Annotated in this window: 31 protein-coding genes; 12 read left to right on the forward strand and 19 right to left on the reverse strand. The window is 62.1% G+C overall.

Features of this window, described 5'->3' with window-relative positions; all coding sequences use genetic code 11:
* Positions 1-31: 31 nt before the first annotated feature.
* The gene (locus tag ACZ5TH_RS11285) at positions 32-481 is read right to left on the reverse strand and encodes a DUF3576 domain-containing protein (protein ID WP_449474517.1); all 450 of its coding nucleotides are present in this window, start codon (positions 479-481) and stop codon (positions 32-34) included.
* A gap of 225 nt (positions 482-706) precedes the next feature.
* Here ACZ5TH_RS11285 and ACZ5TH_RS11290 point away from each other — a divergent pair, with 225 nt between their 5' ends.
* Both ACZ5TH_RS11290 and ACZ5TH_RS11295 read left to right on the forward strand, forming a co-directional pair.
* Entirely contained in the window at positions 707-1,435 is a 729-nt protein-coding gene (locus ACZ5TH_RS11290; protein WP_464793966.1) for a hypothetical protein, read from the forward strand.
* Between the two features lie 245 nt (positions 1,436-1,680).
* On the forward strand, positions 1,681-2,706 hold the full coding sequence (locus tag ACZ5TH_RS11295) for an alpha/beta fold hydrolase (RefSeq protein WP_464793967.1): 1,026 nt from the start codon (positions 1,681-1,683) through the stop codon (positions 2,704-2,706).
* A 44-nt stretch (positions 2,707-2,750) separates the two neighbouring features.
* Here the strand turns inward: ACZ5TH_RS11295 and ACZ5TH_RS11300 are convergent, their stop codons facing one another.
* Complete coding sequence (locus ACZ5TH_RS11300) at positions 2,751-3,320, reverse strand: thiamine phosphate synthase (protein WP_464793968.1); 570 nt, start codon at positions 3,318-3,320, stop codon at positions 2,751-2,753.
* 23 nt (positions 3,321-3,343) lie between these two features.
* On the opposite strand from ACZ5TH_RS11300, the gene ACZ5TH_RS11305 reads away from it, so the two are divergent.
* A complete protein-coding gene (locus ACZ5TH_RS11305; RefSeq protein ID WP_464793969.1) occupies positions 3,344-4,078 on the forward strand; it encodes a YggS family pyridoxal phosphate-dependent enzyme in 735 nt (244 codons plus the stop codon).
* Here ACZ5TH_RS11305 and ACZ5TH_RS11310 read toward each other — a convergent pair.
* Both ACZ5TH_RS11310 and pdeM read right to left on the reverse strand, forming a co-directional pair.
* Entirely contained in the window at positions 4,056-6,827 is a 2,772-nt protein-coding gene (locus ACZ5TH_RS11310; RefSeq protein ID WP_464793970.1) for a TonB-dependent receptor, read from the reverse strand. The genes ACZ5TH_RS11305 and ACZ5TH_RS11310 overlap by 23 nt on opposite strands.
* 186 nt (positions 6,828-7,013) lie before the next feature.
* Complete coding sequence (gene pdeM / locus ACZ5TH_RS11315) at positions 7,014-7,673, reverse strand: ligase-associated DNA damage response endonuclease PdeM (protein ID WP_464793971.1); 660 nt, start codon at positions 7,671-7,673, stop codon at positions 7,014-7,016.
* A gap of 65 nt (positions 7,674-7,738) precedes the next feature.
* Here pdeM and trhO point away from each other — a divergent pair, with 65 nt between their 5' ends.
* Positions 7,739-8,554 (forward strand): oxygen-dependent tRNA uridine(34) hydroxylase TrhO, encoded by an 816-nt coding sequence (trhO, locus tag ACZ5TH_RS11320; protein WP_464793972.1) that lies wholly within the window; start codon positions 7,739-7,741, stop codon positions 8,552-8,554.
* On the opposite strand, the gene ACZ5TH_RS11325 is transcribed toward trhO, so the two are convergent.
* Genes ACZ5TH_RS11325 through ACZ5TH_RS11335 form a run of 3 tightly spaced genes read right to left on the reverse strand, consistent with a single transcriptional unit; the run spans position 8,551 to position 10,328 of the window.
* Entirely contained in the window at positions 8,551-9,261 is a 711-nt protein-coding gene (locus ACZ5TH_RS11325; protein ID WP_464793973.1) for a M48 family metallopeptidase, read from the reverse strand. The two genes, trhO and ACZ5TH_RS11325, sit on opposite strands and share 4 nt — an antisense overlap.
* Positions 9,242-9,667, reverse strand: a complete 426-nt coding sequence (locus ACZ5TH_RS11330) for a YcgN family cysteine cluster protein (RefSeq protein ID WP_230463201.1) — start codon at positions 9,665-9,667, stop codon at positions 9,242-9,244. Before ACZ5TH_RS11330 ends, ACZ5TH_RS11325 begins: the two co-directional genes overlap by 20 nt.
* Positions 9,668-9,671: 4 nt before the next feature.
* On the reverse strand, positions 9,672-10,328 hold the full coding sequence (locus tag ACZ5TH_RS11335) for an SCO family protein (RefSeq protein ID WP_464793974.1): 657 nt from the start codon (positions 10,326-10,328) through the stop codon (positions 9,672-9,674).
* Positions 10,329-10,374: 46 nt separating this feature from the next.
* Between ACZ5TH_RS11335 and ACZ5TH_RS11340 the strand changes: the two genes are divergently transcribed.
* Complete coding sequence (locus ACZ5TH_RS11340) at positions 10,375-10,998, forward strand: ankyrin repeat domain-containing protein (RefSeq protein WP_464793975.1); 624 nt, start codon at positions 10,375-10,377, stop codon at positions 10,996-10,998.
* A 293-nt stretch (positions 10,999-11,291) separates the two neighbouring features.
* Positions 11,292-11,525: a hypothetical protein gene (locus tag ACZ5TH_RS11345; RefSeq protein WP_449474527.1), complete on the forward strand. Its 234-nt coding sequence runs from the start codon at positions 11,292-11,294 to the stop codon at positions 11,523-11,525.
* A gap of 24 nt (positions 11,526-11,549) precedes the next feature.
* Here the strand turns inward: ACZ5TH_RS11345 and ACZ5TH_RS11350 are convergent, their stop codons facing one another.
* From ACZ5TH_RS11350 to ACZ5TH_RS11400, 11 genes are all read right to left on the reverse strand, one after another.
* Complete coding sequence (locus ACZ5TH_RS11350) at positions 11,550-12,041, reverse strand: MmcB family DNA repair protein (protein WP_460987060.1); 492 nt, start codon at positions 12,039-12,041, stop codon at positions 11,550-11,552.
* Between the two features lie 109 nt (positions 12,042-12,150).
* Positions 12,151-12,798, reverse strand: coding sequence for a cell wall hydrolase (locus ACZ5TH_RS11355; RefSeq protein ID WP_449474529.1), 648 nt, complete (start codon positions 12,796-12,798; stop codon positions 12,151-12,153).
* Between the two features lie 181 nt (positions 12,799-12,979).
* Positions 12,980-13,318 (reverse strand): DUF1491 family protein, encoded by a 339-nt coding sequence (locus ACZ5TH_RS11360; RefSeq protein WP_464793976.1) that lies wholly within the window; start codon positions 13,316-13,318, stop codon positions 12,980-12,982.
* Positions 13,308-13,763 (reverse strand): PaaI family thioesterase, encoded by a 456-nt coding sequence (locus ACZ5TH_RS11365; RefSeq protein WP_196226643.1) that lies wholly within the window; start codon positions 13,761-13,763, stop codon positions 13,308-13,310. The genes ACZ5TH_RS11360 and ACZ5TH_RS11365 overlap by 11 nt, the downstream gene beginning before the upstream one ends.
* A gap of 1 nt (position 13,764) precedes the next feature.
* A complete protein-coding gene (locus tag ACZ5TH_RS11370) occupies positions 13,765-14,232 on the reverse strand; it encodes a PTS sugar transporter subunit IIA (RefSeq protein WP_464793977.1) in 468 nt (155 codons plus the stop codon).
* Between the two features lie 137 nt (positions 14,233-14,369).
* Positions 14,370-14,975 (reverse strand): ribosome hibernation-promoting factor, HPF/YfiA family, encoded by a 606-nt coding sequence (hpf, locus tag ACZ5TH_RS11375; RefSeq protein WP_449474533.1) that lies wholly within the window; start codon positions 14,973-14,975, stop codon positions 14,370-14,372.
* An 80-nt stretch (positions 14,976-15,055) separates the two neighbouring features.
* The gene (gene dnaQ / locus ACZ5TH_RS11380; RefSeq protein WP_464793978.1) at positions 15,056-15,748 is read right to left on the reverse strand and encodes a DNA polymerase III subunit epsilon; all 693 of its coding nucleotides are present in this window, start codon (positions 15,746-15,748) and stop codon (positions 15,056-15,058) included.
* Positions 15,749-15,782: 34 nt separating this feature from the next.
* Positions 15,783-16,376: a dephospho-CoA kinase gene (coaE, locus tag ACZ5TH_RS11385; RefSeq protein WP_464793979.1), complete on the reverse strand. Its 594-nt coding sequence runs from the start codon at positions 16,374-16,376 to the stop codon at positions 15,783-15,785.
* A 5-nt stretch (positions 16,377-16,381) separates the two neighbouring features.
* Positions 16,382-17,203: a shikimate dehydrogenase gene (gene aroE, locus ACZ5TH_RS11390; protein ID WP_464793980.1), complete on the reverse strand. Its 822-nt coding sequence runs from the start codon at positions 17,201-17,203 to the stop codon at positions 16,382-16,384.
* The gene (locus ACZ5TH_RS11395) at positions 17,200-17,793 is read right to left on the reverse strand and encodes a Maf family protein (RefSeq protein ID WP_464793981.1); all 594 of its coding nucleotides are present in this window, start codon (positions 17,791-17,793) and stop codon (positions 17,200-17,202) included. The genes aroE and ACZ5TH_RS11395 overlap by 4 nt, the downstream gene beginning before the upstream one ends.
* Positions 17,790-18,617: a pyruvate, water dikinase regulatory protein gene (locus ACZ5TH_RS11400; protein WP_449474538.1), complete on the reverse strand. Its 828-nt coding sequence runs from the start codon at positions 18,615-18,617 to the stop codon at positions 17,790-17,792. Before ACZ5TH_RS11400 ends, ACZ5TH_RS11395 begins: the two co-directional genes overlap by 4 nt.
* Before the next feature lie 288 nt (positions 18,618-18,905).
* Between ACZ5TH_RS11400 and hemE the strand changes: the two genes are divergently transcribed.
* Positions 18,906-19,967, forward strand: coding sequence for a uroporphyrinogen decarboxylase (hemE, locus tag ACZ5TH_RS11405; protein ID WP_464793982.1), 1,062 nt, complete (start codon positions 18,906-18,908; stop codon positions 19,965-19,967).
* Positions 19,967-20,407: a CopD family protein gene (locus ACZ5TH_RS11410; protein ID WP_460987066.1), complete on the forward strand. Its 441-nt coding sequence runs from the start codon at positions 19,967-19,969 to the stop codon at positions 20,405-20,407. Before hemE ends, ACZ5TH_RS11410 begins: the two co-directional genes overlap by 1 nt.
* A 330-nt stretch (positions 20,408-20,737) precedes the next feature.
* Here the strand turns inward: ACZ5TH_RS11410 and panC are convergent, their stop codons facing one another.
* Positions 20,738-21,601, reverse strand: a complete 864-nt coding sequence (gene panC / locus ACZ5TH_RS11415; protein WP_464793983.1) for a pantoate--beta-alanine ligase — start codon at positions 21,599-21,601, stop codon at positions 20,738-20,740.
* Positions 21,602-21,704: 103 nt separating this feature from the next.
* On the opposite strand from panC, the gene ACZ5TH_RS11420 reads away from it, so the two are divergent.
* From ACZ5TH_RS11420 to ACZ5TH_RS11435, 4 genes are all read left to right on the forward strand, one after another.
* Positions 21,705-22,514: a division plane positioning ATPase MipZ gene (locus tag ACZ5TH_RS11420; RefSeq protein ID WP_449474542.1), complete on the forward strand. Its 810-nt coding sequence runs from the start codon at positions 21,705-21,707 to the stop codon at positions 22,512-22,514.
* Positions 22,514-22,960 carry a J domain-containing protein gene (locus ACZ5TH_RS11425; RefSeq protein ID WP_464793984.1) on the forward strand — a complete coding sequence of 149 codons (447 nt, stop codon included), beginning with the start codon at positions 22,514-22,516 and terminating at the stop codon, positions 22,958-22,960. Before ACZ5TH_RS11420 ends, ACZ5TH_RS11425 begins: the two co-directional genes overlap by 1 nt.
* An 18-nt stretch (positions 22,961-22,978) precedes the next feature.
* Positions 22,979-24,349, forward strand: coding sequence for a phosphoglucomutase/phosphomannomutase PgmG (gene pgmG, locus ACZ5TH_RS11430; RefSeq protein WP_464793985.1), 1,371 nt, complete (start codon positions 22,979-22,981; stop codon positions 24,347-24,349).
* 322 nt (positions 24,350-24,671) lie between these two features.
* Positions 24,672-25,979 carry an OmpP1/FadL family transporter gene (locus tag ACZ5TH_RS11435; RefSeq protein WP_464793986.1) on the forward strand — a complete coding sequence of 436 codons (1,308 nt, stop codon included), beginning with the start codon at positions 24,672-24,674 and terminating at the stop codon, positions 25,977-25,979.
* Positions 25,980-25,995: the final 16 nt, after the last annotated feature.

Raw genomic sequence — 25,995 nt, forward strand, 5'->3', positions numbered from 1 at the left:
GTTGTTCAAGAAATTGGATGAAAGGAAGGGCTTAGCCTGCAATCGCCATGCGGCGCAGGTCGCGCGCCTTGGTCAGGATGATCTCTTCCAGCTTCTGCACGGTCGCAGCCTGCACCGGCGCATCGACCCACTGGCCGCCCTGATTGACCTGGCGGCTGGCCGCGACGCGCAGCGCGTCGGCGCGCAGGTCCTGATCCAGGATCGACACGGTCAGCTTCATCCGTTCATTGGGCGTGTTCGGATTGGCGTACCAGTCCGTCACGATCACGCCACCGTTGGAATCTGTCTGCACCATCGGCATGAAGGACAGCGTGTCCAGCGTCGCGCGCCACAGATAGCTGTTGACGCCGATCGTCGTCACTTTGGACGCGGCCAGATCGGCCTTGGGACGTTCCTTGGCCCCGCCGCCGCAGGCAGCGAGCGGCAAAAGCGCGGCCAGCAGCAGACCGGCGGAAACAGAAGCGGGTAGGCGGCGGACCATCAGGGCATGTCCCATATTGAATAAAAACGCCCCGCTTCTATAGAGAAGCCGTCGCAATGGGCAAGGGGGCCGTGGCAGCAGTTGCAACGCTTGGCCGCCAGCCGCGTTTTGGACTCTGTGTGTTCCGTGCAACAGCCCGGACAAAAAGGTCATGACGTACTACCCATCGCGGCCCGACGGGTGTACAAGTTTTGAAAATAAGTCGGTGGGGAAGAGATTCGCGTTATGCGCATGAATAGGGGATATTTGGCATTGGCAAGCGCGGCAGTTGCCGTCGCTGGCTTTATGCTGTCTCCCGCTATTGGCGCCGCAACCGATCTTGCTCGACTACGCGCCGCCGTGCCTGTGTCGCTTGGCGCTCTGGGCAGCATTTCCTCCTTCACCCCGACGACCAAGGACCCGCGCCTGGCTGCTGCCTATGCCCGGATCGCAGCGTCCGCTGGCCGTCAGAATTTCCGCTTCACCCCCACCAGCGGCTCGCTCAGCGGGCAGCGTTCAGTGACGGTGATGGTCCGCGCCGCCGATCTCAACGATCGCGTCACGGTCAGCCGCACGATCGACCCGGTCGGCATCGCCCCCGTCGCCTTCAGCCTGAACAATGCGCATAACTGGCGCAAATTCGCTTTGCCAGAAGCTGTGGGCCGCAAGGAACTGGACCCGGTTTCGATCGAGCAAATGGCTGGCGCAAAGAATTTCTCGCTGGATCAGGGAGCCAAGAACCGTTTCAGCACCAAGGTGATGATCGAAAGCCGCCGCGATCCGGGCACGGCTGTGCGCCCCAATGCGGACAAGGATTATTCGCTGGACCTCGCCAGCTCCTACTCGCTGACGCGCAACCTGAACGTCACCGCTGGCCTACGCTACAACAACAGCGTCATCGGCCGCCTGACCCCGATGACCGACGAGCGGCAGGATAACCAGGCCGTCTATCTGGGCACCGTGTTCAAGTTCTGATCTTGGTGAACTGATACCCGGATTCTGTAAGTCGCTATCCGGGTTAAGGCCATTTTGGTGGCTCGACCGTAACTGCTTCCACAGATAGCTATTGCCGCTCCTTCGTCATCCCAGCGGACGCTGGGATCTTGTGAGGCTGGGCCGAGCGCCCGCGCCATTTGCAGGATGATCCTTTGTGCCTGATTGCGGCCTGTCCGCTTCGCTGGCACGCTTGCTCAAATGACGTGGTGATGAGAGGTACAGGTTTGAGTGATAATGATCCTTATGCTGCTGGACGCTCTCTCCTTGGTGAGATGCAACGTTTGTCTATGCCCACCGCAATCGACCTCAAGGTCGATTTCGAGTTGGGTGGCACCCGCCAGTTTGTCGCCATCCGGGGCACTGATACCGCTAACCCTCTGATTCTGTTCATTCATGGCGGCCCGGCATCAACTGAGCTTCCAATTGCCTGGACATACCAACGGCCCTGGGAGGATTTTTTCACGGTAGCCCAATGGGATCAGCGGGGCGCCGGTCTTTCCTTTCCGCTCAATGAGCCGGAGGCGGTTGGCCCGACATTGACGTTTGAACGTTATTGCGACGATGCAATTGAACTCATCGAGCTACTCTGTGCCCGCTATGAGAAGCCGAAGGTCATCATCGTTGGCCACAGTTGGGGGTCTGCCGTCGGACTTGCCGTTGCAATAAAGCGACCAGATCTCGTCCACGCTTATGTCGGCGTGGCACAGGTGATAGATTTCCTGAAAAACGAGCGGGAAGGATACGCTTGGACTTTGTCCGAAGCTGCCAGAACCAATAACGCCGACGCGTTATCAGAATTGAATGCAATTTCACCATATCCGGAAGAACACGGCCTTGATCTCGAAAAAACCAGAGTCGAGCGGAAGTGGGTCCGCAGCTTTGGTGGCTTTGCTGCCTACAGAGAGGATACGAACTTTCACGCACATTCCTTCCTGCTTTCGCCAGCGCACAGCACTGCTGACGGTCAAGCCATCGGAGCAGGCTTTTCGTTCACGATGCCTCGCGTGTGGCCGCAATTAGCGGTGATTAGCTTTTCGGGCGTGAAGCATATTAAGGTTCCCGTCCTGCTATTCCTCGGACGCCATGATCGGGTGAGTTCTCCCCACATCGCGGAACAATGGCTTGCAGACTTGGATGCCCCACTCAAGGAATTGGTGTGGTTCGAACGGTCTGCTCATCTTCCAATGTTCGAAGAACCCGGCAAATTCTTGGCCGCGCTGGTGGAGCGCGTAGGCCCGCTAACCACGTAAGTTTGCGGTAGGGCAGGCCAACTCGCGAATGCATTCAGCCGCCATCACCCCACCACCGATCCCCCCGTCAGACCATCAATCGCCGCCCACCCCAAAGCACCCAGTCCTTTCAACATCCGCCGATGCCCCGCGCGAACGCCCCCCAAGGCAATCACCGGCATCCGCGCCCTATGCGCCAACGCCGCGAATCCCACCCGTCCCAGCACTCTTCCCCCCGGATGCGACCGCGTGGCGAACAGCGGCGACAGGAAGATAAGGCCCGCCCCCGCGCGCTCGGCCCCTCGCAACTCCCGCGCATCGTGAACGGCCATGCTGCGCAACAACGGCCGTGCAGTCCATCCGGCCCCACGCCCATGCCAACCATCAGCGCCCCAGGCCGCTGCCTCCCGCGCCGATCCCGCCAACAGCAGCTTCAAGCGCCGCCGCCGTGCGACCTCCGCCACCCGGTCGAATAGCGCCCGCCGTTCACGCGGCCCCGTGCGATAGTGCCGGAACAGGATTGCCCCCCGCCCCTTCGGCAACCGCGCGGCACTTGCCAGCAGCACTGCGGACGCAACGCGCTCGTCCGTGACCAACCAGATGGAGTGCATATTTTTAGCGTAGCGACCTGTCATCGCCCTCGCCTATAGCAGCCCCCATGACGACCGACAGCATCGAAGCCGCGAACCGCCTGAACGCCGTGCGCGAAACCATGGGCCGAGCCGTTCGCCTCACTGGCCGCACCGCCGATGACATCACCCTCATCGCTGTTTCCAAAACACAGGATGCCGCCGCGATCCAGCCGCTGATCGCCGCCGGGCAGCGCGTCTTTGGCGAGAACCGGGTTCAGGAAGCGCAAGCCAAATGGCCTGCCATCCGCGAGCAAACGCCGGACATCGCCCTGCACCTCGTCGGCCAGCTTCAATCCAACAAGGCCGCCGACGCCGTCGCCCTGTTCGACGTCATACATTCGCTTGATCGCCCATCCTTGCTCACCGCCCTAGCCAAGGCCATGGACGCAGCGGGCAAGCAAGTCCCCTGCTTCATTCAGGTCAATATCGGCGCGGAAGAGCAGAAGGGCGGCTGCCCGATCGCTGAAACCCCGTCCCTGATCCGCGCCGCACGCGACGCCGATGTCCCGGTCGAAGGCCTGATGTGTGTCCCGCCCACAGACGTAGAACCCGCGCCCTATTTCGCGTTACTGGCAAAGATCGCCCGCGATGAGGGCGTCGACCAGCTTTCCATGGGCATGTCAGGCGATTTCGAAACCGCCATCATGCTGGGCGCAACCCACATTCGCGTGGGCACAGCGTTGTTTGGAGAAAGACCCTCTCCCGCCCGCCCTGTTCCGACGAGCGGGAGAGGCATGATCAGAAACTCCCGCGAAGCGTGATGCCGTAGGTGCGGGGTTCAGCCAGATAGGCCGAGATCAACTGGTTTGCCATCGGCGCGCCCAGAGCAAACTGGCCGGTCGTCGATGTTGACGGGCTGCTCGATTGCAACGGGCTGCTGAAGGCCACCTGGGTATAATCCTGGTTGAAGATATTCTGGCCCCAGAATTCCACCGCCCAGCGCTGCTGCGGCCCACGGATGCCGACACGTGCATTGAACACCGCATAACCATCCTGCCGCTTTTCGGGGAACAGGTCCGACCCGGTGTTAAAGTCGCTGGTCATGCGCCCGTCGATGTAGAACAGCGCCGACAGCCCCGTAGAGCCGATCTCCGGCGTCCAGGAAGCGCTGACCGTGGTAACCACCTCGGGCGCCTGACTGTTGATCGAGCCCGGCAGCAGGAACAGCGCCGGATCAAGTGGCACCGATCCATCGCCGCTGCCCACCAGCCGGTTGGCGAACTTCGCCCGCGCGTAGGTCAAACCACCCGCCACGCGGACGTTGCGCACTGGCGACGCCGTCAGCTCCAGCTCGACACCCTGGCTGATCAGGCCCGGCCCCACATCCCCGCTGTCGCAGGTACGGCCCGCGACAAGCGAACCGTCGCAGCCATTGATATTCTGGACCACGAAGCTGGTGCCGTTGAAGGTGTTCAGCTGGAAATTCTTGAACTCCTGGCGGAACGCCGCGATGTTCACGCTCCACTTGGGCTGGCTATATTTCAGGCCCACTTCGAACGCATCGACCTTCTCCGCAGCGAAGCGCAGGCTGGTCACATCCGCATTGCTACGTGGCGAAAAGACAGCGGGAACCGGGTTGAGCCCAGTAGATCCCAGCTGGAAGCGATCAAGATTATAACCGCCCGCCTTATAGCCCTTCGAATAGCTGCCATAAACCAGCATCTCATCCAAAGGCTTCCACGACAGCACGGCCGTCCCGGAAAACTCGCCATCGCTAATCCGATCATTCAGGTTCAGCGCGTTGAGCCCGGTCGAACTGTTGCCAAGACAACCCAGCGTCAGGATGCCGCCCGCCAGCGCCGCTGCCTGGCCAAGGGCCGGTGTGGTCGCCAGCGTGGGCAGGCTCGTCCCCTGCAATGCGGAGCAAATTGCGTTGTTATTGTCGAAATCGGCCGAAAAACGCTTGCTTTCATGCGTGTAGCGCAGACCCAGCGTCAGATCGATCTGCTTGGTGATGTGGATGATATTATGCGTGAAGAGCGCCCAATTCTCGCTCTTCTGACGATAGACCGAAGCAACATCGCCGGTCCCTGCCGGAATGGCCGCGAGCGCGCGCAGCCCATTGCCCAGCCCGGTGGAAATCGCCCCGGCCTGCCCTGCTCCGACCGCTGGTGTCAGCGCCGCATTCAGCTGCGCCTGCGTCCCGGTGATCAGCGCCTGTGTCGCCAGACCGCTGCCACACGCTGCCAACTGCTGCGCCGTCAGGTTGCTGTTGACCCCTGCGCCCGCCATCAGTCGGCACGCAGCAAAGCGGCCATAGTCGTCGCCGAAGACAATATTGTCCTCCAGCGTCAGCTTCTCATGCGCATAATAGCCGCCAACCAGCCAGTCGAGCACCTCGCCAAAGGCAGAACCCTGTGCGCGCAGCTCCTGCGTGAAGGTGCGGAACTGACGATAGGTATTGGGATCGCGATACAGCAGGTCCGCCCCGCTATAATCATAATCGCCATAATCCTGGCTCTTATAGTCGCGATAGGCGGTGATGCTGGTCAGCTTCGCGCCGCCCAGATCATAATTGACCTCACCCGACAGACCCCAATCCTTGACCTTGCTGACATATTCGCGCCCGGGCGTGATCGTCAGTTCGCGGTCATAGGGATCGACCGCGAACACGCTGCCCTGTCCGGCAAGGATCGCCGCGATGCGGTTGAACGGCGCGGTGCTGTAGCCGCCACCGGCGACCGGCCGCCGCTCGCGCGTTTCGATATAGGCCGCGCCGCAGCAGCTTTCATCGCGGTTGGTATAATCGCCGATCAAGCGGATCGACAGTGCATCATTGGGCTCGAACAGCGCCTGTCCGCGCAGGAAATAGCGATCGCGATCGTTGGTCTCGCCAACCTTGTTGCCGCTCGTGTCCACCAGGTCGTAAAAACCGTCCCGCTTCGACCACACGCCATCCAGGCTTAGCGCCAGCTTGTCGGAAACAGGCCCGGTGATACGCCCCGCGAGCCGCCAATAATCATAATTGCCGTAGGTTATCTCGGCCTTGCCGCCCAGTTTGAATTCGGGCGCCTTGCTGATGACGTTGATCATACCCGCCGAAGCGTTTCGCCCAAACAGCGTCCCTTGCGGTCCGCGTAGCACTTCGACCCGCTCGATCTCGCCAAGTTCGTTAAGCCCCGCACCCGTGCGGGAACGGTAGACGCCATCGATGAATAGCGCGACCGAGCTTTCAAGGCCCGGATTGTCACCCACCGTGCCGATGCCGCGAACACGGGCGGACGCATTGGCTTCCGACCCGGTCGATGACACCAGCAGCGATGGCGCCAGCTGGTTGAGCGCCCGGATGTCGCTCGCGCCGCTATTCTGCATTGCCTGTGCTGATACGGCCGATACCGCGATGGGCACATCAGACAAGGGGCTGGGGCGGCGCGTCGCGGTGACGATGATGATGCCTTCATCGTCCGCCACGCCGTTCTGCGGTTGTGCTTCCTGCGCCTGGGCATGGGACACCGACCCGGCCAGCGCTATCATGCCAGCGGACAACAGCCAGAGATTTTTCTTGTTCATGGGACCCTTTCCTCTCCTTCAGCGCATGATTTTCTCATGTCGACTTTAGGAGCGCGATTATGCGGACACAGCAGACTGAAGGCAAGGCAACCGAGCCTTTCCAACCCTTTGCGTCCGGCGTTTGACCTTATTACCGGCTTCTGTGTCTTAGCAGCAACAGCTTAACGCGGGGTTTCCGTAGCGTTTCTAGCCAAGCGGAAAGCGCAGCATCCTGTCCGCGACCGGCACCATCGCCATGGCGCCGGGACCCACCGCGCGGCGGATTTCTCCATGGCTTGCATCCAGTCCACCGGTGAGCGCGCCCAAGGCTGGCAGGATCAACTTGGATGATGATCCCACAAAGCAGCGCCGCGACACCCTTCGCCCCCGCACCGACAGCCGCAGCTTCGGGTGAAAATGCCCCGAAATCTCAGGCCGCGGATCGACCGGATCAGCCTCATGCCGCAGCCAGATGCCATCGACCTCGGCCTCTGCCATTCGCCGACCGCCTGGTGTCGCATCCATGCCCGCATCGTGATTACCAGTAATCCACAGCCAATCGAGCCGCGCCGTCAGCGCCTCAAGTCGTTCACGCGCCCTCACCGGCAGCCGCGCCGCCCCATCCGCATCGTGGAAGCTGTCACCCAGCGACCAGACGGCCCGTGCCCCCGTCCGCGCCACCAGCGCCTCGATCACGTCCAGCGTCGCCTGACTATCATGGGGCGGCAGGAACTGGCCGAACCGGCTGAACCAGCTCGCCTTCTCGAAATGCAGGTCCGCGACCAGCAACGCCGACCGCGCGGGCCAGAACAGCGCCGCTTCAGGCAAAGCCAGAAACTCGTGACCCGCGAACGAAAAGGGAACCATGGCCCGCCTATGCGCGCTCGCGCCCGCCCTTTCAAGAGGGCTGCGAAGTCGCTATGGCGCCCGCTATGGCTCCGCCCTTCACCATCGCCGCGCTCTACCGCTTCGCCAGCTTCGCCGATCCAGAAGCGCTGGCGGCACAGCTGCGCGACCTCTGCGGGCAGCTTGGCACATGCGGCACGCTGATCCTCGCCCGCGAGGGCATCAACGGCACGGTCGCGGGCAGCGAGCAGGCGATCGACGCCCTCCTCACCCTTCTCCGCACGCTTCCGGGCTGCGCCGATCTGGATGTCAAATTCGCCACGGCGGACGAAGCCCCCTTCGCCCGCATGAAGGTCAAGGTGAAGGCGGAGATCGTGACCCTGGGCGCAGGCGATCTCGACCCCGCCTCCCAAGCCGGGCGTTATCTCGACCCGGCCGAATGGAACGCACTGATCGCCGATCCCGACACGATCGTCATCGACACGCGCAATGCCTATGAAGTCGCCGTCGGCAGCTTCGACCGCGCGATCGATCCCGGCACCCGATCCTTCCGCGAATTTCCCGCTTGGTTCGACAGCTTCGCCGAGCAGCTTCGGGAAGAAGGCCGCGAACCCCGCATCGCCATGTTCTGCACCGGGGGCATCCGCTGCGAAAAATCGACGGCGCTGGTGCGCTCACGCGGGTTTGAGCATGTCTATCATCTGCGCGGCGGAATCCTGCGTTATCTGGAGGAAATGCCGGAAGAACAAAGCCGCTGGCAGGGCGACTGCTACGTCTTTGACGAGCGGGTGTCAGTCGGCCACGGCCTCGCCCCCGGCAATCATGTCATCTGCCGCGACTGCGGCCTCGCCCATCAACCTGATGCCGCGCATGAGTGCCCGGCGGGTGACGCCGCACTCTAAACCATATAGCGGTGCAGCCCCGCCCCATGCTCCCTTAACCAGGCACGGGCAGGCTTGGGGTCCTCCCCCAATATACGCGCATGGGCCGCATGGAATGCCGGGCTGTGATCCATGTGCAGCAAATGAGCGAGCTCATGCGCCACCGTCGCCCGCCGGACATGCGGCGGGCACAAGATCAGCCGCCAGCTATAGCGGATCGCCCCGCTCGACGCACAGCTAGCCCAACGACTACGCGGATCGCCAATGCCGACCGACGCCACGATCAAGTCATGATCGCCCGCCATCGCATGACTCTCCTCTTCCAGCACCGCCCTCGCCCGCGCCTTCAGCCAGCGTAGCACACGCGGCCCGACCGACTCGCGCACGCCCCCCAGCATCAGCCGATCGCCCTCGATCCGCACGGTGCGCGACGCATCCGCCATCCAGCAGATCCGCACCTCCCGCCCTTCGAGCGGAAAGCATATCCCATCCTCGAACCGCACCGTTGCAGGCCGCGCCGCCATCTGCGACCGGACCCAGCCCTCATGCCCCTGCGCCCATCCCAGCGCCCGGTTGAGATTGGCCCGCATCGGCAGCGACAGCCGCAACTCCCCGCGCGCATGATCCAGTGACAGGCGGTAGGCCTTCGCCCGCGCTGAACGGCGGATTCGAACCGGAACGGCAATGCCGTCGATAGTGATGCTGTTGTCAGAGTTCCCGGTCGACAAGATGATTTTCCCAATCGCCCGCGTCCGCCTCAGCGATCGTCCAGCCGCGCACCGACTCCTTCGCGCGATGCACCGCCTCGCGATCGCCGCTGATCAGATAGTGCCAGGACGGCAACGGCTTGCCCTCACCCCGTAGCCGATAGGCGCAGGTCCGCGGAAGCCAGCTGATCGTCTTCACCTTTTGCGGGGTCAGCCGAACGCAATCGGGCACGAACCGCCGCCGTTCGCTGTAATTGCTGCACTGCCCGCTATGCCGGTCGAGCAATCGGCAGGCGACGTTGGTCGGATAGACGCGCCCGGTATCCTCATCCTCCGCCTTGTGCAGGCAGCATTTGCCGCAGCCATCGCACAGCGCTTCCCACTCCGCGCGGTCCAGCTTGTCGAGGGGCTTTTCCCAGAAGTTCAAACCGTCACTTGACCCATTTTTCCAGGAAGGCGCGCACATTGTCTCGTCCTCCCTCATCTTGGTCCGGCGTCCCCGGATCGTCCACCGGCACCAGCGCCACGGGCTGGCCGTCCGGCCCAAACAAATAGGGCGTGCGAGTGTGACTGACCAGATACTCGCTGTCGCCCTTCGCTTGTTCCTTATTAGCGATGACGACGAAATCCTTTTCCACCTTGGCGATTTCCTCGGGCGTGCCGGTCAGTCCAATCAGCTTGGGGTGAAACGCCGCCACATAAGTCTTCAGCACCGCAGGCGTGTCACGCTCCGGATCGACGCTGATGAAGATCGGCTGCACCTTCGCCGCCCGCTTCGCATCCGCCTTCTCGAACTGCGAAAAGCCCTGCATGATATGCTGCAAATCCAGCGGACAGACGTCAGGGCAATAGCTGTAGCCGAAATAGACCAGCCGGTACTTGCCCTTGAAATCATCCCACCGCACCTTCTTCCCATCCTGGTCGGTCAGGGTGAAGGCGGCTCCGATCCGCGCTCCGGCCAGATCCCCCCGCGTGCCTTCCATCTCGCTTGATGCGTTGCCGCCCGCACCCATATTGCAGGCGGCCAGCAGGGCGGTGAACGGCAGGATGAGGGAACGGATCGCTTTGTTCATGGCGCCGCCAGCCATGCCCTGCTATGGGCGCTATTGCAAATGCCAACGGGGCTTAAGGACGATGATGAAGGCTTTTCCGGCTTGGATAGGCGCGGCTCGCGCAGCAGCTCTGGCGCTGACATTGCTGTCGCCAATCGCGGCGCAGGCGCAATTTTCGGACAGCTATAATTTCCTGAAGGCGGTCAAGGACGCCGACGGGCAGAAAGTCACCGACCTCATCCAGAAGCCCGGATCGACCGTCATCAACAGCCGCGACGTCACCAGCGGCGAAACCGCGCTGCACCTCGTCATCGCCCGTCGCGACAATACCTGGCTGTCCTTCCTGCTCGCCAAGGGCGCCAATCCCAACCTTGCCGACAATCGTGGCAATACCCCGCTCATGAATGCGGTGCAGGCGCGGTTCGAAGATGGCGTCCGGACCCTTCTGGCTGGTGGGGCGCAGATCGACAAAACCAACGGCAGCGGCGAAACCCCGCTGATCCGCGCCGTCCAGCTGCGCGACATCGGACTCGTCCGCCTGCTCGTCGCGCAGGGCGCGAATGCGGACAAGCGCGACACGATCGCTGGCATGTCCGCGCGCGACTATGCGGAACGGGATGCGCGCACCTCCGGAATTGTCGAGGTGTTGGCGGCATCGAAGCCAAAGGCCGCGCCTTCGGGGCCGGTGCAGGGTCCAACCTTCTAGGACGACCGGGTCAGACGCCTTCCTTGCGCCTGCTTTCGGGAATTGTGCCCCATATCGCGCTTACCTAACCCCGTTCGGGCTGTCCGAACGAGTCACTTGCCTCGTTCGAATGTCGAAGCCCTCTCCTTGTTCTGAAAAGAAAGGGAGTTCTGCGACAAGCTCAGGGCGAACGGTGAAAACGCATTTCATTGGAGGCACGACGCTCCAGCCTCACGTCAAGCATGCCACATCTTGTCTCACGCCCCCCGCCTTCCCATCTCCTCTATATCATCCCAAGCCCGGAGAGGCCGGTTATGGAGCGCAAGAACGACATCGAGAAAGCCTGGGAACAGGCCCTCGGCAATATCTTCCAGCCCTATACGCATGCACCACATGAAACGAAGAAGGCGCTGGAGTCATTCCATACCGGACTGAACAACAGCAGCTATGACATACGCCGCCACATGGCGCGGACAGCAGCGCGGCAGGGATCGACGGCGCTCCACCGATTCCTGGCCGATGAATATTGGGGTACGCGCCCCCGCTGACGCCTCATGGTGGATGTCCTTACATCACCATCCCAGTTCGGCGGCATGATCGGGATCGGCCAATGCAGTCAGCCGCCGCGCCGCCCGCCGTGCAAAGCGCAGGGTCTCCGCTTTCCGTCGTGCCGCCGCGAGCGGTTCCACGGGCGCAGGCCGCAGCAATTCGGCATCATATTGATCCGCGACGATCAGGCCCGTGCGCGCTGGCCATAAAGCCTCGCTGTCGAACAACGACAGGTCAAAGCCGGAAGGCACCGCCCAGAAGAAGCGATCGCAATAATCGAGATAGTCCGGCCATTTCATGTCACCCAGCAGGTCGGCGCGGCTGCACTTGATCTCGACGATGCTGATCCGCCCCGCGCTGTCCAGCGCCATGATGTCGGCGCGGCGCCCATTGGGCAGCGGCACTTCCAATATCCCGCTCATGTCATGGCGAAAAAACAGCCGCAGCGTGCCACGCGCCACGGCCAGCGCCGTGCCATCGGTCAGGGGAGAGCAGTCCCGATCAGGGGCGGGCATGGAAGAAACCGGACTCATGCCCATATCTTAGAACAAGAAGGGAACAAAAGAAAAGGCCGATTCAGTTTCCTGAACCGGCCCGCTGTCCTTGTGATGTGCGACCCGAGGATCAGCGATAGAAAATATGATTGTCGATCGAGGCCAGTTGGCGCTTGCCCCAGCTCGGCGACACGCGGCGGGCATGGAAAAACAGGGCGCCTTCGGCCTTGCTGTTCCAGCTGTCCTGCATTGCGATCTGCGCGATCGCGACAGCATTGCGCCAGCTTTCGCTGGCCATGGGGATTGCCGGCATACCACGGCCACGGACGAAGCTGAATTGGCCCGGCTGATAGACGACGCCGCACAGGCTGCTGGCGAAACGGCCCGACTTCACGCGATTGATGATGACGCGGGCAACGGCCAGCTGGCCTTCCAGGCTCTCGCCCTTCGATTCGAAATATACCGCACCAGCCAGGCATTTCATGTCGCTGTCCAGGTCTTCGGCTGCACCCTGTGCATCGACCAGAGCGGACAGATTGTCGGCACGCACATCGGCGCTATTGGAAAGATCGGCCAGCGGCTGGGCGACTTCGCGCGGCGCGGCAAAAATAACAGCGGGCTTGGAAGCCGCCGGAGCTGCATTCAGCTCTTGATTCCCGGCAAGGGATACGACCGAAGGAGCGACTTCGCTAGCGCTCGACATGTCGGCCGCCGTAACCGCGACGGTGGCGGTCAGGGCAAATGCCGCGGCAGTCGCGGCCTTCAAACGAAAACTCATTACAACTCAGAAACATGCGGTTCTTGGCCAGGGACGTCGGGAAAAACCCCATCACATAATCGACGTCAGGCCGCCCCCCGTCTGCGTGTTTACCTCGCCCGCCCCCCACGGGCGAATTTGGCAACCTGCGCGTTAAGCGTTGGGTGGGGCCAGTGCCTTTCCATCTGTTCAGAGTCAACGATCAACAGATCGTTTCAGCGGCGAACCGTTCCGCATCCGCGATATCGAGTTCCACGACCCACAGATCGGGGTCTGATCTGCGACGCCTCGCTATATATTGATTGAGGGACTCGGTTCCCTCATCCGGCGCGGGTCCGCAACGCTCCAACCTATATCCACCGGCAAAGTCGGAAACCCGTTCGAACAGGCCCATAGCCTGCCCTCTTTCAGCGGTTTCGATAAGGATTGCGCCGCTAATCTCGTCACCCTTGACCAGTACCGTGGCGAATCCGCCTGCCCCGGCCGCGCGTCTTACCAGCACGCCGACCAGCATCGCGCTGGTCAGCCGGTCAGCCGGCATAGCCCGGCAGCGAAGACAGCGGGAATTGCGACCGCATGAAGGTGCCCGTTCCCCGGCCTACCTCTTCGCCGTCCATGTCGATCAGGCTCGCTTCGGCGACGAACACCCGCCGCTTGCCGCTGATCCACCGCCCTTCGGCCCGGATGCGGCCCGGCCCGATCGGGCGAGTGAACAGCAGGTTGAAGGCGGTCGTCAGCAGAAAACGATCGCTGACAAGGCTGTTCGCCGCATAAAAGGCGGCATCGTCCATCATCTTGAAATAGACGGTGCCATGAACCGCGCCCGCCGCGTGAAACTGTTCTTCATCGACATCGAATTCGATGATCGACCGGCCCGCCTCGGGAATCGTCAGCTCCGACCGGAACATCCGGTTGATCGGCGCGGAACGGTAGAGATTCTCCAGCGCGCGGAAATGCGCCGCCTCGCCGCTCGGCGCGCCATCCATTTCAGGCGGCGTCACGCGCTTCGCCACCGGCCAGCAGCGCGTGCAGCGCCTCCGCCGACTTCGCCCCGCGCAGCCGGGCGACATGCCCCTCATCGCGCAGATAGCGCGACACGCGGGCCAGCGTTTTCAGATGTTCCGCGCCGCTATCGACCGGCGACAGCAGGGCAAAGACGATATCGACCGGCGAATCATCAACCGCGTCGAAGGCAATCGGGGGATTGAGCAGCACGACGACGCCCCTCATCCTGTCCAGACCGGGAATCTTCGCATGGGGGATGGCGACTCCGCCCCCAAAGCCGGTCGATCCCAGCCGCTCACGCTCGAACAGCGCTTCCGATACCGCGTTCGCGTTCAGACCATAGGCGGACGCCGCCAGTTGCGCGATTTTCTGGAACAGCGGCTTCTTACCGTTTGTCGAGACCTCTGTGGCAAGTGCCTGCGGCGCGACGATGTCGTTGAAATGAACCATGACCAACCTGGAACAGCCGGCATGCGCGCTGCCCCTTAAAAACCGCGCTTGTCCGGGGATATAAAGCCCGGCCCCATAGGCTGCCTGCCGCTCTGGGTCAATGGCAGCCGGGGCCGGACCCCAGTGTCAGGCACCTGTCAGGCGCGCGCTTCCAACCGCGGTTCCACCCAGCCAATCGTCCCGTCGTGGCGGCGATAGACCATGTTATAGGCGGCCGTTCCGGCATTCAGGAACAGCAGCGCATTGGTGTTGCGCAGGTCCAGCATCATCACCGCATCGGACACGCTGGCTTCAGGAATATCGACCCGCGTTTCCGCCACGATCAGCGGCGCGTCGGCCGGTTCCTCCTCCTCCGGCGACGAAGCAAAGATGGTATAGCCCGCGCCGTCCATGCCGTTCAGCTCATATCCATTAGCCCGCTGAGCCTCCGCCGCAATGGCTTGGGGGTGGCGGTCCTTCAGGCGGCGCATGTACCGCCGCAGCTGCCGTTCGATCTTTTCCGCGGCCTGGTCGAAAGCCGGATGCGCTTCCTGCGCTTCACCGGACCCTTTCAGGATCAGGCCGGTCATCACATGGCAGACGATATCGCAATGGAAGGCGCCGTGCGGCGCGGGCCGGAACGTGACATGAGCGGAAATCGTGCGCGAAAAATATTTCTCGGCCATGGCCTCCAGCCGGGTCGCGACATGCTCCTTTAGAGCGTCGCCCGTATCGACCTGATGCCCAGAAACACGAATATCCATATGCCTTCTCCTTGTTCTTGCCGGGCTGCAGGAGGCAGTCCGGGTGGGCGAAGCGTGAAGGGCAGTATGTCAGCCAGCCTTCAAGCCTCCTCCAGCCAGAGCGGCTTTTCCAGCGTCGCGACAAACGCTGCATGCCTCTCCAGCTCCATCGCGCTGGCCATGAAAACCCGCGCGGGACGAACAGGGCGAACCGCGATACCGCTCGCAAGTTCCACCCGAATGGCGTCTTTATCCTCCTCCTGTGCAAGACCAAGGCCGATCTGACGGCCGCCGGTCAGTTCGATATAAAGCTGCGCCAGCAATTCAGCGTCCAGCAAAGCGCCGTGCTTGATGCGATGGCTGCGATCGATGCCATAGCGTGTGCACAGCGCATCCAGGCTATGCTTCGCCCCCGGATGCATCTGCCGCGCGATCGCAACCGTATCGATCATCCGGTGCATGCCGACTTCCGGCAGGCCGCACAGTTTCAGCTCATGGTTGAGGAAGCCGAAATCGAACCGCGCGTTGTGCGCGACAAGCTGGCTGTCCTCCAGGAACGCCAACAACTCCTCGACTCCATGAGCGAAAAGCGGCTTGTCCTTCAGGAATATGTCCGAAAGCCCATGAATCGCCTCAGCGGCGGCGGGCATCGCCCGCTGGGGATTATAATAAGCATGGAAGGTGCGGCCCGAAGGCACCCGGTTCACGAGTTCGATACAACCGATTTCCACGAGCCGGTCGCCCGATACAGGGTCAAATCCAGTCGTTTCGGTGTCGAAAATAATCTCGCGCATGGACCTCTTCACACCGACTCTGCCGGGTTTTTCCTTATCGACCTGTCTTTGATCCAAGGCAAGCCGCCAAGCGCCTCACCTGTGCCCGCGTGGCGGCAAATGTGGTGCCTGTATAGATGATATAGTCCGCCCGCCGCCGTTTTTCAGCATCGGGCGTCTGCAAGTGCAGGATTCTGCGAAATTTCGCCGCCGTCATACCTTTGCGCGCCAGCACGCGCTTGCGCTGCTTCCAGGCGGGCGCCGTCACGACGATGACTCCCGACAGCGTCCGCTCCATATGGCCTTCGAACAGCAAGGGGATATCCAGCACGACGAAGGCGCGCGAGCGGTGGCGGCGCAGGAAAGCCTTCCGCTCTTCCTTGACCGCCGGATGGACGATCGCCTCCAGCGCCTTCAATTCCTGGGGATGCCCAAACACCGCCGCGCCGAGCTTTGCCCGGTCCACGCCCAGTGGCCCGGTCGTTCCGGGAAAGCGCGCCTCGATCGCGGGCAGCAGCCTGCCGCCGGGTCCCTGCAACCGATGCACCTCGGCGTCCGCGTCGAACAAGGGCACGCCTTCTTGGCCAAACATGGCGGCGACGGCCGACTTCCCCATGCCGATAGATCCGGTCAGCCCATAGACTTTCATGGCCTTCAGGCCGCCAGCAGCAGCGCGCGCAATTCATCGTCCCGGTCGCGCGGCGCCTGAGCATCGAAGAAAATATCGAACGCCAGCGCGGCCTGCCCGATCAGCATCTCCAACCCATCCAACGCCTTCAAATCCCGCGCTTTAGCCGCCTTGAGCAGCTCGGTCTCCAGCGGCGCATAAACGATGTCATAAACCGTAGCGTCTCGGGCCAGCGGCGACAGATCGAGATCAAGCACCGGCTGCCCCACCATGCCGAGCGAACTGGTGTTGACCAGCAGATCGGCCGCCGGAAGCGGATCACCCATGCCGATCACCCGCCCTTTTGCCTTCGCCCGGTCGAGCAAGGCCTGCCCCTTGGCCGCATCGCGCACCATGACGGTAATGTCCTCCACCCCCAGGCTCGTCAGCGCAAACAGGATCGCTCGCGCCGCACCGCCCGCGCCGACCAGTACGGCGCTTGTCCCCGTCCACTTGTCGCGCAGCAGCGGCTGGAGGAATCCGCCCGCATCGGTATTGGTGCCGATCAAAGGTCCGCCGGTCTCGCTGGCGATCGTGTTCATCGCCCCGATCCGCTCCCGAACGCCGCCCGGATCGTCGGTATAGTCCATCACCGCGATCTTGTGCGGAATGGTGACATTGCATCCCAGCCAATCCGGATCCGCCCGCCGCTCCAGAAAATAGGCGGCCAGACCCTCGGCCGTCACATGCGTCTTGCGATATTCCGCCTCGATCCCCAGGCAATCGAGCCAGAAATTATGAATAAGCGGCGATTTGCTGTGCGCGATCGGATCGCCGATCACTTCGGCGTAGGGGAGCTTGTCGGTCATGCTGGCAGAACGCCCCGGACGCGTAGAAAGTCAAGCAGCGGCAGCAACGGCAGTCCCTGAATCGCAAACTGGCTACCCTCAACCTTGCTGAACAATTGCACGCCCGGACCCTCGATCCGGTAATTGCCGACGCACCAGCGGCAATGCTCCCATTCTTCGTCCAGATACTTAGCTATGAAACTATCTGACAACGTCCTTACCGTCATCCGCACCCGCTCGACATACCGCCAGATCGGCTCGCCGTTCAGCGCAATCACCGCTGCGCTGTGCAAATGATGCACCCGCCCCGACAACGACCGCAAGATTTGCTCGGCATCAGCGCGATCCACCGCCTTGTCGATCATGCTGCCATCATCCAGACTCAACGTCTGGTCGCAGCCCAATATCAACCCGCCCGGCACGCGGCGCGACACCCGCAACGCCTTCAATTCCGCCAGCGCATCGGCCAGAGCGCGCGCATCCAGCCCATCACCGCGCAACGCTTCTTTCGCCGCTTCTTCATCGACACCGGGCGACATAGCCTCGAACGGCACCCCCGCCGCCTGCAACAACGCCCTGCGGCTCGCGCTTTGCGACGCCAGCACGATCATAGGTCACTCCCCTCCGCCAATACGCGGTCGTTGAACAGATTGATGATAGCCGCCGCCGCTTCCTCGATCGATCGCCGCGTCATGTCGATCACCGGCCAGCCATTGTCGGCGAACATCCGCCGGGCAAAGGCCAATTCCTCCTGCACCTTATCCAGATCGACATAACTGGTTTCCGGCGCCTGATTCAAAGACAGCAGCCGGTTACGACGTATCTGCACCAGCCGCTCGGGACTGACGGTCAGGCCCACAACCATCGGATGCTTCAACCCGTAAAGGCTACGCGGTGGCGGCGACTGCACCACCAGCGGAATGTTCGCCGTCTTGTATCCACGATTGGCCAGATAGATGGAGGTCGGCGTTTTGGAAGCGCGTGACACGCCCGCCAGAACGATATCGGCCTCTTCCCAATTTTCATGCCCCACGCCATCGTCATGGGCGATGGTGAACTGAATCGCCTCGATCCGCGCGAAATAGGCTTCGTCCAATATATGTTTGCGCCCGGGCCGGTTGCGCGTTTCCTGCCCCAATATGTTGGACAAGGCGTCGGTCACGCTGTCCAGCGCCGCAACATGCGGCAGGCCGAGCGCCCGGCAGCGCGTTTCCAGCCGCCGTCGCAACTGATGATTGGACAATGTGAACAGCACCAGCCCCGGATTAGCCGCAATCTCTTCCATGATCCGGTCGAGATGGACATCGGACCGCACCATCGGCCAGAAATGGCGCACCGCTTCCACATTTTCGAACGCGCCGATCGCCGCCTTGGCGATATTTTCCAGTGTCTCGCCTGTGGAGTCAGACAGCAAATGCAGATGGATACGCGACATGACGCATATCTCTGTGGGGAGCCTGTGGATAAAGCAAGGGATAGGTTGCGGGCAAAACTACCCCTTTTGGATAGTACCCATTGGCCGGAATCTTATCCACATGCCCCCAACAGGCCCTCATTTTCATCCACAACCTGTGGATAGCGTGGATGACCTGCACTGACTCGGTCCCGAATCCGTAGGCTTTGAGAGTCAAGCTGTTGGCAAATCGGGGCGCTGCGCATAAACCCCGCTACCAACTGCCCTACTATCTCCATCATCCTTTTAAGAATCTAAATAAGAGAGTTTATGACGGGACCAGATATCGGCCTTTCCGCCGGGCCTTCCAAGCCGCTGCTTTCCGTCCTAAAGGGGGAATGCCTCTCCCCGCCGCCCATGTGGCTGATGCGCCAGGCGGGCCGTTACCTGCCGGAATATCGCGCCTTGCGGGCTGAAAAGGGCGGATTCCTCGAACTCGTCTATGACAGCGCCACCGCCGCCGAAGTCACGCTTCAGCCGCTGCGCCGTTTCGGTTTTGACGGCGCGATCCTCTTTTCCGACATTCTGATCGTGCCCTATGCCATGGGCCAGGACCTCTGGTTCGAGACGGGGGAGGGGCCACGTCTCGCCCCGATCCTTAGCGAAACCGACCTGTCCACCCTCAAGCCTGATCTCAGCCGCTATGAGGCCGTCTATGAGACCGTCCGTCAGGTGAAGGCAGCGCTCGACCCCTCCGTCACTTTCCTGGGCTTTGCAGGCAGTCCCTGGACCATCTCGACCTATATGGTGGCCGGGCAGGGCAGCAAGGATCAGGGCGCGGCCCGCCGCCTCGCCTATCAGGACCCTGAACGCTTCGGCGCGATCATCGACGTGATCATTGAATCTACCGTCACCTATCTTTCAGGCCAGATCGAGGCAGGGGTAGAGGCGGTGCAACTGTTCGACAGCTGGGCAGGCAGCCTCGCGCCGCTCCAGTTCGAACGCTGGGTAATCGAACCCAATCGCCGGATCGTGGAAAAGCTCAAAAGCCTGCATCCCAATATCCCCGTCATCGGCTTTCCCAAGGGCGCGGGCGCCAAACTCGCCGATTATGCGGCGGGCACGGGCGTCGATGCGATCGGCGTTGATGAAACCATCGATCCGCATTGGGCCAACCGCGTCCTGCCGCAGGGCTTGCCGGTACAGGGCAATCTGGATCCACTGGCACTGATCGCCGGGGGCAGGGCGGTGGAAGAGTCCATCGACAATATCCGCGCGGCTTTTGCAGACCGTCCGCATATCCTCAACCTTGGCCATGGCATCCTGCCCGACACGCCCATCGCCCATGTCGAAGCGTTGATCGCCTATGTCCGGCAAGGAAAGCAGAGCTGATGCCCTATCTCGGTGCCGCCTATCTGTGGGTGAAGGCCGCCCATGTGATCTTCGTCATCTTCCTGATGGCGGGATTGTTCATGATGCCCCGCTTCTTCGTCTATCACCACCAATGTGCCGTGGGATCAGACGAGGACCGCAAATGGATCGACCGCGAACGACGCCTGCTCAAGATCATCCTCAACCCCTCGCTGATCCTCGTCTGGGTCTTCGGGCTCATGCTGATGGTCGAAATCGGCGCCTGGCATTTCGGCTGGTTCCACCTGAAACTGCTCTTCGTCCTTGGCCTCTCCGCCTATCATGGCTGGATCGCAGGCTATGCGAAGAAGCTCGCCAGGGGTGAGCGCCCCTTGCCGGAGGGGAAGCTCCGTCTCATCAACGAAGTCCCCGGCATCGCCGCAGCGGTGATCGTCGTCGCGGTGATCGTCAAACCCTTCTGAAGAAAACCGTCACTCCCCAAAAAGTCCGTCATCCCAGCGAAAGCTGGGATCTCATGAGGCCGGACGGAACACCGGGATAGAAAGCTCAACCACAATATCCCTGACCAGCCCGGTCTGCCACCACCCCTAACTTAATTCACATGTCCACCGACATATTGCAGCAATGAAAGCCGACGCTAATTTCCTCGCCAAATAATAAGGGGAGAAGGGTCGTGAGCAGCTTCGTCCTGCGCGCATTGCGTGCATTCAGTCACCGTCGCCATGTTCGCCAGCGCCTTGAACAGATCAGGCGTGAAAATGCGGGCTCAGGCGCCAGCAGATTCAATCTGATTATGTAGTTGGGGTAAGCTCAGGCGGATCGACCGCGATATTGTCGATCAGCCGCGTCCGCCCCAGCTTCGCCGCGCCCAATAGCCGGGCCGGACGATCCAGCACATTCATCGGCTCCAGCGTCACCGCATCGCACAGCGTCACATAATCAATGGGATCAAAGCCATGCGCGGCCAGCATCGCGATCGCCTTGGCAAGCGCGGACTCAACCGTCGCGCCCTTCTCCATCTGCCGCGCCGCTTCACCCAGCGCGCGGGGCAGGGCGAGCGCGTCCTTGCGTTCATCCTCGGTCAGATAGGCGTTGCGCGATGACAGGGCGAGGCCATCCTCGGCCCGCTGCGTCGGCACGCCGATGATCTCGACGCGCATGTCGAGGTCACGCACCATCTGCCGGATAGTCGCGAGCTGCTGATAATCCTTCTCCCCGAACAGCGCGACATCGGGCTGCACCTGGTTGAACAGCTTGGTGACCACCGTCGCCACCCCGTCGAAATGCCCGGGCCGCGCTGCGCCATCGAGGCCTTCAGTCACTCCCGAGACAGAAATATTGGTGGCATAGCCCGCCGGATACATGACCTCGGCCGTCGGCGCCCACAACGCATCGACTCCCGCTGCCTGCAACATCTGCGCATCCTTGGCTTCCCGGCGCGGATAAGCGTCCAGATCCTCATTGACCCCGAACTGTCGCGGATTGACGAAGATCGACACGATCACATGTCCCGCATGCCGCCGCGCTTCCTCGACCAGCGCCATATGCCCTTCATGCAGAGCGCCCATGGTCGGCACCAGCGCGACGGGCCGCCCATCGCTTTTCATCGCATCGATGGCGGATCGCAGGGAAGGAAGGTCACGCAGGGTTTGCACGGGACGAGGGGCTCCGATATGGCAGGGGCACGGGGACTATCCTGCTAAAGGCACGACCCGGCAAGTGGGTCAAGAATCGTTGCGGCAATAAACGGGGTTATCAATGGGTCCGAACACCCAAACGCATCATATCGTCTTCGCCAATGAAAAGGGCGGGACCGGCAAGTCGACCACCGCCGTGCACACCGCGATCGCCTTGACCGCGCTCGGCTACAAGGTCGGCATGATCGACCTTGACCCGCGTCAGCGCACCGTCACGCGCTACATGGAAAACCGTGCGGAGACGGCCCGCCGCCGCAACATCGATCTACCCGCACCCGACTTCGCCGTGCTGAAGGGCGACACGGTCGAGGCGCTGGAGGAAGAATCCGCCGCCGTTGCCGAGGGCAAGGATTTCCTCGTCGTCGACACCCCCGGCCGCGATGACCTGTTCGCCCGCCACATGGCGGCCCGCGCCAACACGCTGGTGACGCCGATGAACGACAGCTTCGTCGATTTCGACCTCATCGGCCAGGTGGACGCGGAAACCTTCAAGGTCCGCCGCCTATCCTTCTATTCCGAACTCATCTTCGAAGCGCGCAAGACCCGCGCGAAGGCCGATGGCGTTTCGATCGACTGGGTGGTGCTGCGCAACCGCGTCCAGCATCATGACGCCCGCAACAAGAAGCGCGTCGGCGACGCCCTCATGGAACTGTCCCGCCGCGTCGGCTTCCGCGTGATCCCCGGCCTGTCAGAACGAGTCATCTTCCGCGAACTCTTCCCGTCCGGCTTGACCCTGCTCGACAAGGGCCACCTGGGCGACCTTGGCGTCAGCCACATCGCCGCCCGCCAGGAACTGCGTGAGATGGTGTCCGGCCTCGCCCTTCCCGCCCGTGAGGAAAATTCGCCGGTCGATCTCCTCGGCGCGGCCTGATGGGCCTTTTCGCCTTTCTTCTTCTCGGGCTTGCCGCCTGGCTCATCTGGACGGGACGATTGCAACGCATGAGTGTGAAGGATGGCATGGTGCTCGGCGGCGCGCTGGTCGGCGCAATCATGGCGGCCAAGGGCAAACCGCTAGCCGGAGCGCCCCTGCTCCTCGGCGCGGCACTCTTCTTCCTGTCCCAATCGCAGCAGAAGAAAAGGCGATCCGCCACTCCGCCCAAGGCGCCCCCCGAAGCCCCCAGCATAGCAAGAGCGCGCGCCCTGCTCGGCGTACCCGAAGATGCCGATGAGACCATGATCCGTTCAGCCCACCGGCGACTCATCGCCTCGGTCCATCCCGATCGCGGCGGCACCGAAGCCTTGGCGGCGGAAATCAACGCAGCCCGCGACCTGCTACTCGCCGAGCCCGAGAAAAAAGAAGCCGCCCGCCGCCGCTAGGGCTGTAGAATAGGACCCATGGCCCACCACTTCCATCCCTCGCTGCTGCGCGAATATGACATGCGCGGCATCGTCGGCAAAACCTTGGGAGAGGAAGACGCCTACGCGCTGGGCCGCAGCTTCGGCACGATCGTCAGGCGCAAAGGCGGATCATCGGTCGCGGTCGGCTATGACGGTCGCCTCAGTTCACCGATGCTCGAAGCGGCCGTGGTCGATGGCCTTGCCGACAGCGGCACCAACGCCCTGCGCATCGGCATCGGCCCCACGCCAATGCTCTATTATGCCGAAGCGACGCTCGATGTTGATGGCGGCATCCAGATAACCGGCAGCCATAATCCCGCCGATCACAATGGCTTCAAGCTGGTACTTGCGCATGAAGCCTTTTTTGGCGCCGACATCGCCGGTCTGGGCGCCATGGCTGCTGCGGGCGATTGGGAACAAGGAAGCGGCAGCTGCTCCACCATCGACATCATGGACCGCTATGTCGCCCGCCTGTTGGAAGGGTTCGACGGCGTTGCCTGCCGCATCGGCTGGGACGCGGGCAATGGTGCCGCAGGCCCCGTCGTGGACAAGCTCGTCCAGCTGCTGCCGGGTGAGCATCACACGCTTTTCACCGAAATAGACGGCAATTTCCCCCATCATCACCCCGACCCGACAATCGAGGCGAATCTGCACGACCTGCGCGCCCTTGTCCTTGCCAACAACCTCCATTTCGGACTGGCCTTTGACGGGGATGGTGACCGCATCGGCGTGGTCGATGGGCAGGGGCGCACCATCTGGGGCGACCAGCTGCTCTCCCTGTTCGTGGAACCCGTGCTGATCGACCGGCCTGGCGCCACCATCGTCGCCGACGTGAAATCCAGTCAGGTGCTGTTCGATCGCGTGGCGGCGCTGGGCGGCACGCCGCTGATGTGGAAAACCGGCCACAGCCTCATCAAATCGAAGATGAAGGAAATCGGCAGCCCATTAGGCGGCGAAATGACCGGCCATATCTTCTTCGCCGATGATTATTACGGCTTTGACGATGGCCTTTACGCCGCCGTGCGCCTGATCCGGCTGGTCAGCCGCCTCGGCCAGAGCGTGACCGCCCTTCACGACGCGCTGCCGCTGCTGATGAACACGCCCGAATTACGATTCCCGGTCGATGAAGACCAAAAATTCGCGATCGTCGCAGAGATAGTTTCGCACTTGCGGGCAGAAGGTGCGAGCGTCAATGCGATCGACGGCGCCCGGGTCACCACCGGAGACGGATGGTGGCTGCTGCGCGCATCCAATACGCAAGCGGAACTGGTGGCCAGAATCGAATCGACGAATCAGCAGGGCCTCGATCGCCTGCGGGCCGATCTTTTCCGCCATTTGTCCGAATCGGTGCTCGATTTCTACGCTTGAGTCGGAGCGCCACAGCCGATCCCTCCCAAATCTTCACCGACCGCCTTCTCCATTTCCGCTACGGAAATCGCCCCAAATGTTGACAGTTGCAATAAACGCAACCGTATACTTGTCTTTCGCAGTTGCGAAAGAAAGCGTCGGCCCGCAAAGAGGACGGGCCTTTCAGGCATCCTCTCCTAAAACTTTCCAAGCCGTCCTTCGGGGCGGCTTTTTTTTCGCCTGGCGCACAGGCTGCCCGAACCGGAAATTAACCATATCGCTGCCATAGCGCGGGATGATATTGCGTGCCCGACGCCGCAACGGGATTTCAAAGGGGAATTGCATGTTTTCAAGCCGCCGCATTGCCACCACTTTCCTGTCTGCGGGCTTTCTGGCGCTTCCCATGCCCGCGCTCGCCGGCGGCTTCTATCTTCAGGAACAATCGCCCAAGGAAACGGGCAGGGCCTTGTCCGGTGCCGGTGCGGCGGCGGATGACCCGTCGGCCATCTATTTCAATCCTGCCGCGATCACCGAACTTCCCGGCGTGCAATTGTCCGCTGGCGCCGTAGCGCTTTTCGCCACCGCTCAGCAATCGAACCAGGGCAGCAATCGCACCGTGCCGGGTTTTCCGGGTGTCACCGTGCCGATCACCGGCAATTCGGGCGGCAATCCGTTTGACAAGGTCATTCCCGTGCCCAGCTTCTATGTCACTGGTCAGGTCACCGACCGGCTGTGGCTCGGGGCGGGCGTCAACGCCCCCTTCGGCCTGAAGCTGGATTATGACCCAGGCTTCTTTGGCCGTTATGAATCGCTCCACACCGACCTCAAGGCTTATAATGTCCAGGCGTCCGCCGCCTATAAGCTCGACGATCATTTCTCCATCGGCGGCGGCGTGGACGTCCAATATGTGAAGGTTACGCTGACCAACGCCCTGCCGCAGCTTTCGCCGCTGATCACGACCGATGGCCTCGCCCGGGTGACAGGCAAGGATTGGACGCTGGGCTGGAATGCGGGCCTTTTCTATACCGACGGCGACACGAATGTCGGCATCTCCTATCGCTCCGGCATGGGCCATCATCTGACGGGCACGCAGACGATTTCGGGCCTCCAAAGCCTGCTGGCCCCGCAAAATGGCAGCAGCGACGCCACCGCGCCGCTCGAACTGCCCGACATCGTGACCGTCGGATTCATGCATCGGCTGACGCCCAGCCTTCGCGCCATGATCAGCGCGCGCTGGTATAATTGGTCGGTCTTCAAATCGATCGCGATCACGGCGGCTGGCCGCACCTCGGTCAAGGAACTGGATTACAAGGACAGCTACAGCGTCAGCCTGGGCGGCGAATATGACGTCAGCCCCGCGCTCACCCTGCGCGCGGGCACGATGTTCGATCGCTCGCCCACCAATCCTCAACATCTGACGACGCGGGTGCCCGACGGCGATCGCGCCTGGCTGTCGGCCGGGGCGACCTACAATATCTCGCCCGCCATCGGCCTCAACCTCAGCTACGCGCATAATTTCGTGGAAAAGGCGAATATCATCCGCCCCGAAACCTATTATGCCGGGACTGCGGCGGCGACCACCGTCACCACCCTGTCCCGGACCAGCGGCAATGCGGACCAGATCGCCGCATCAGTGACGGCGCGCTTCTAACTTGGCTCGTGAATCA

The sequence above is a fragment of the Sphingobium sp. TomTYG73 genome (assembly GCF_055394245.1).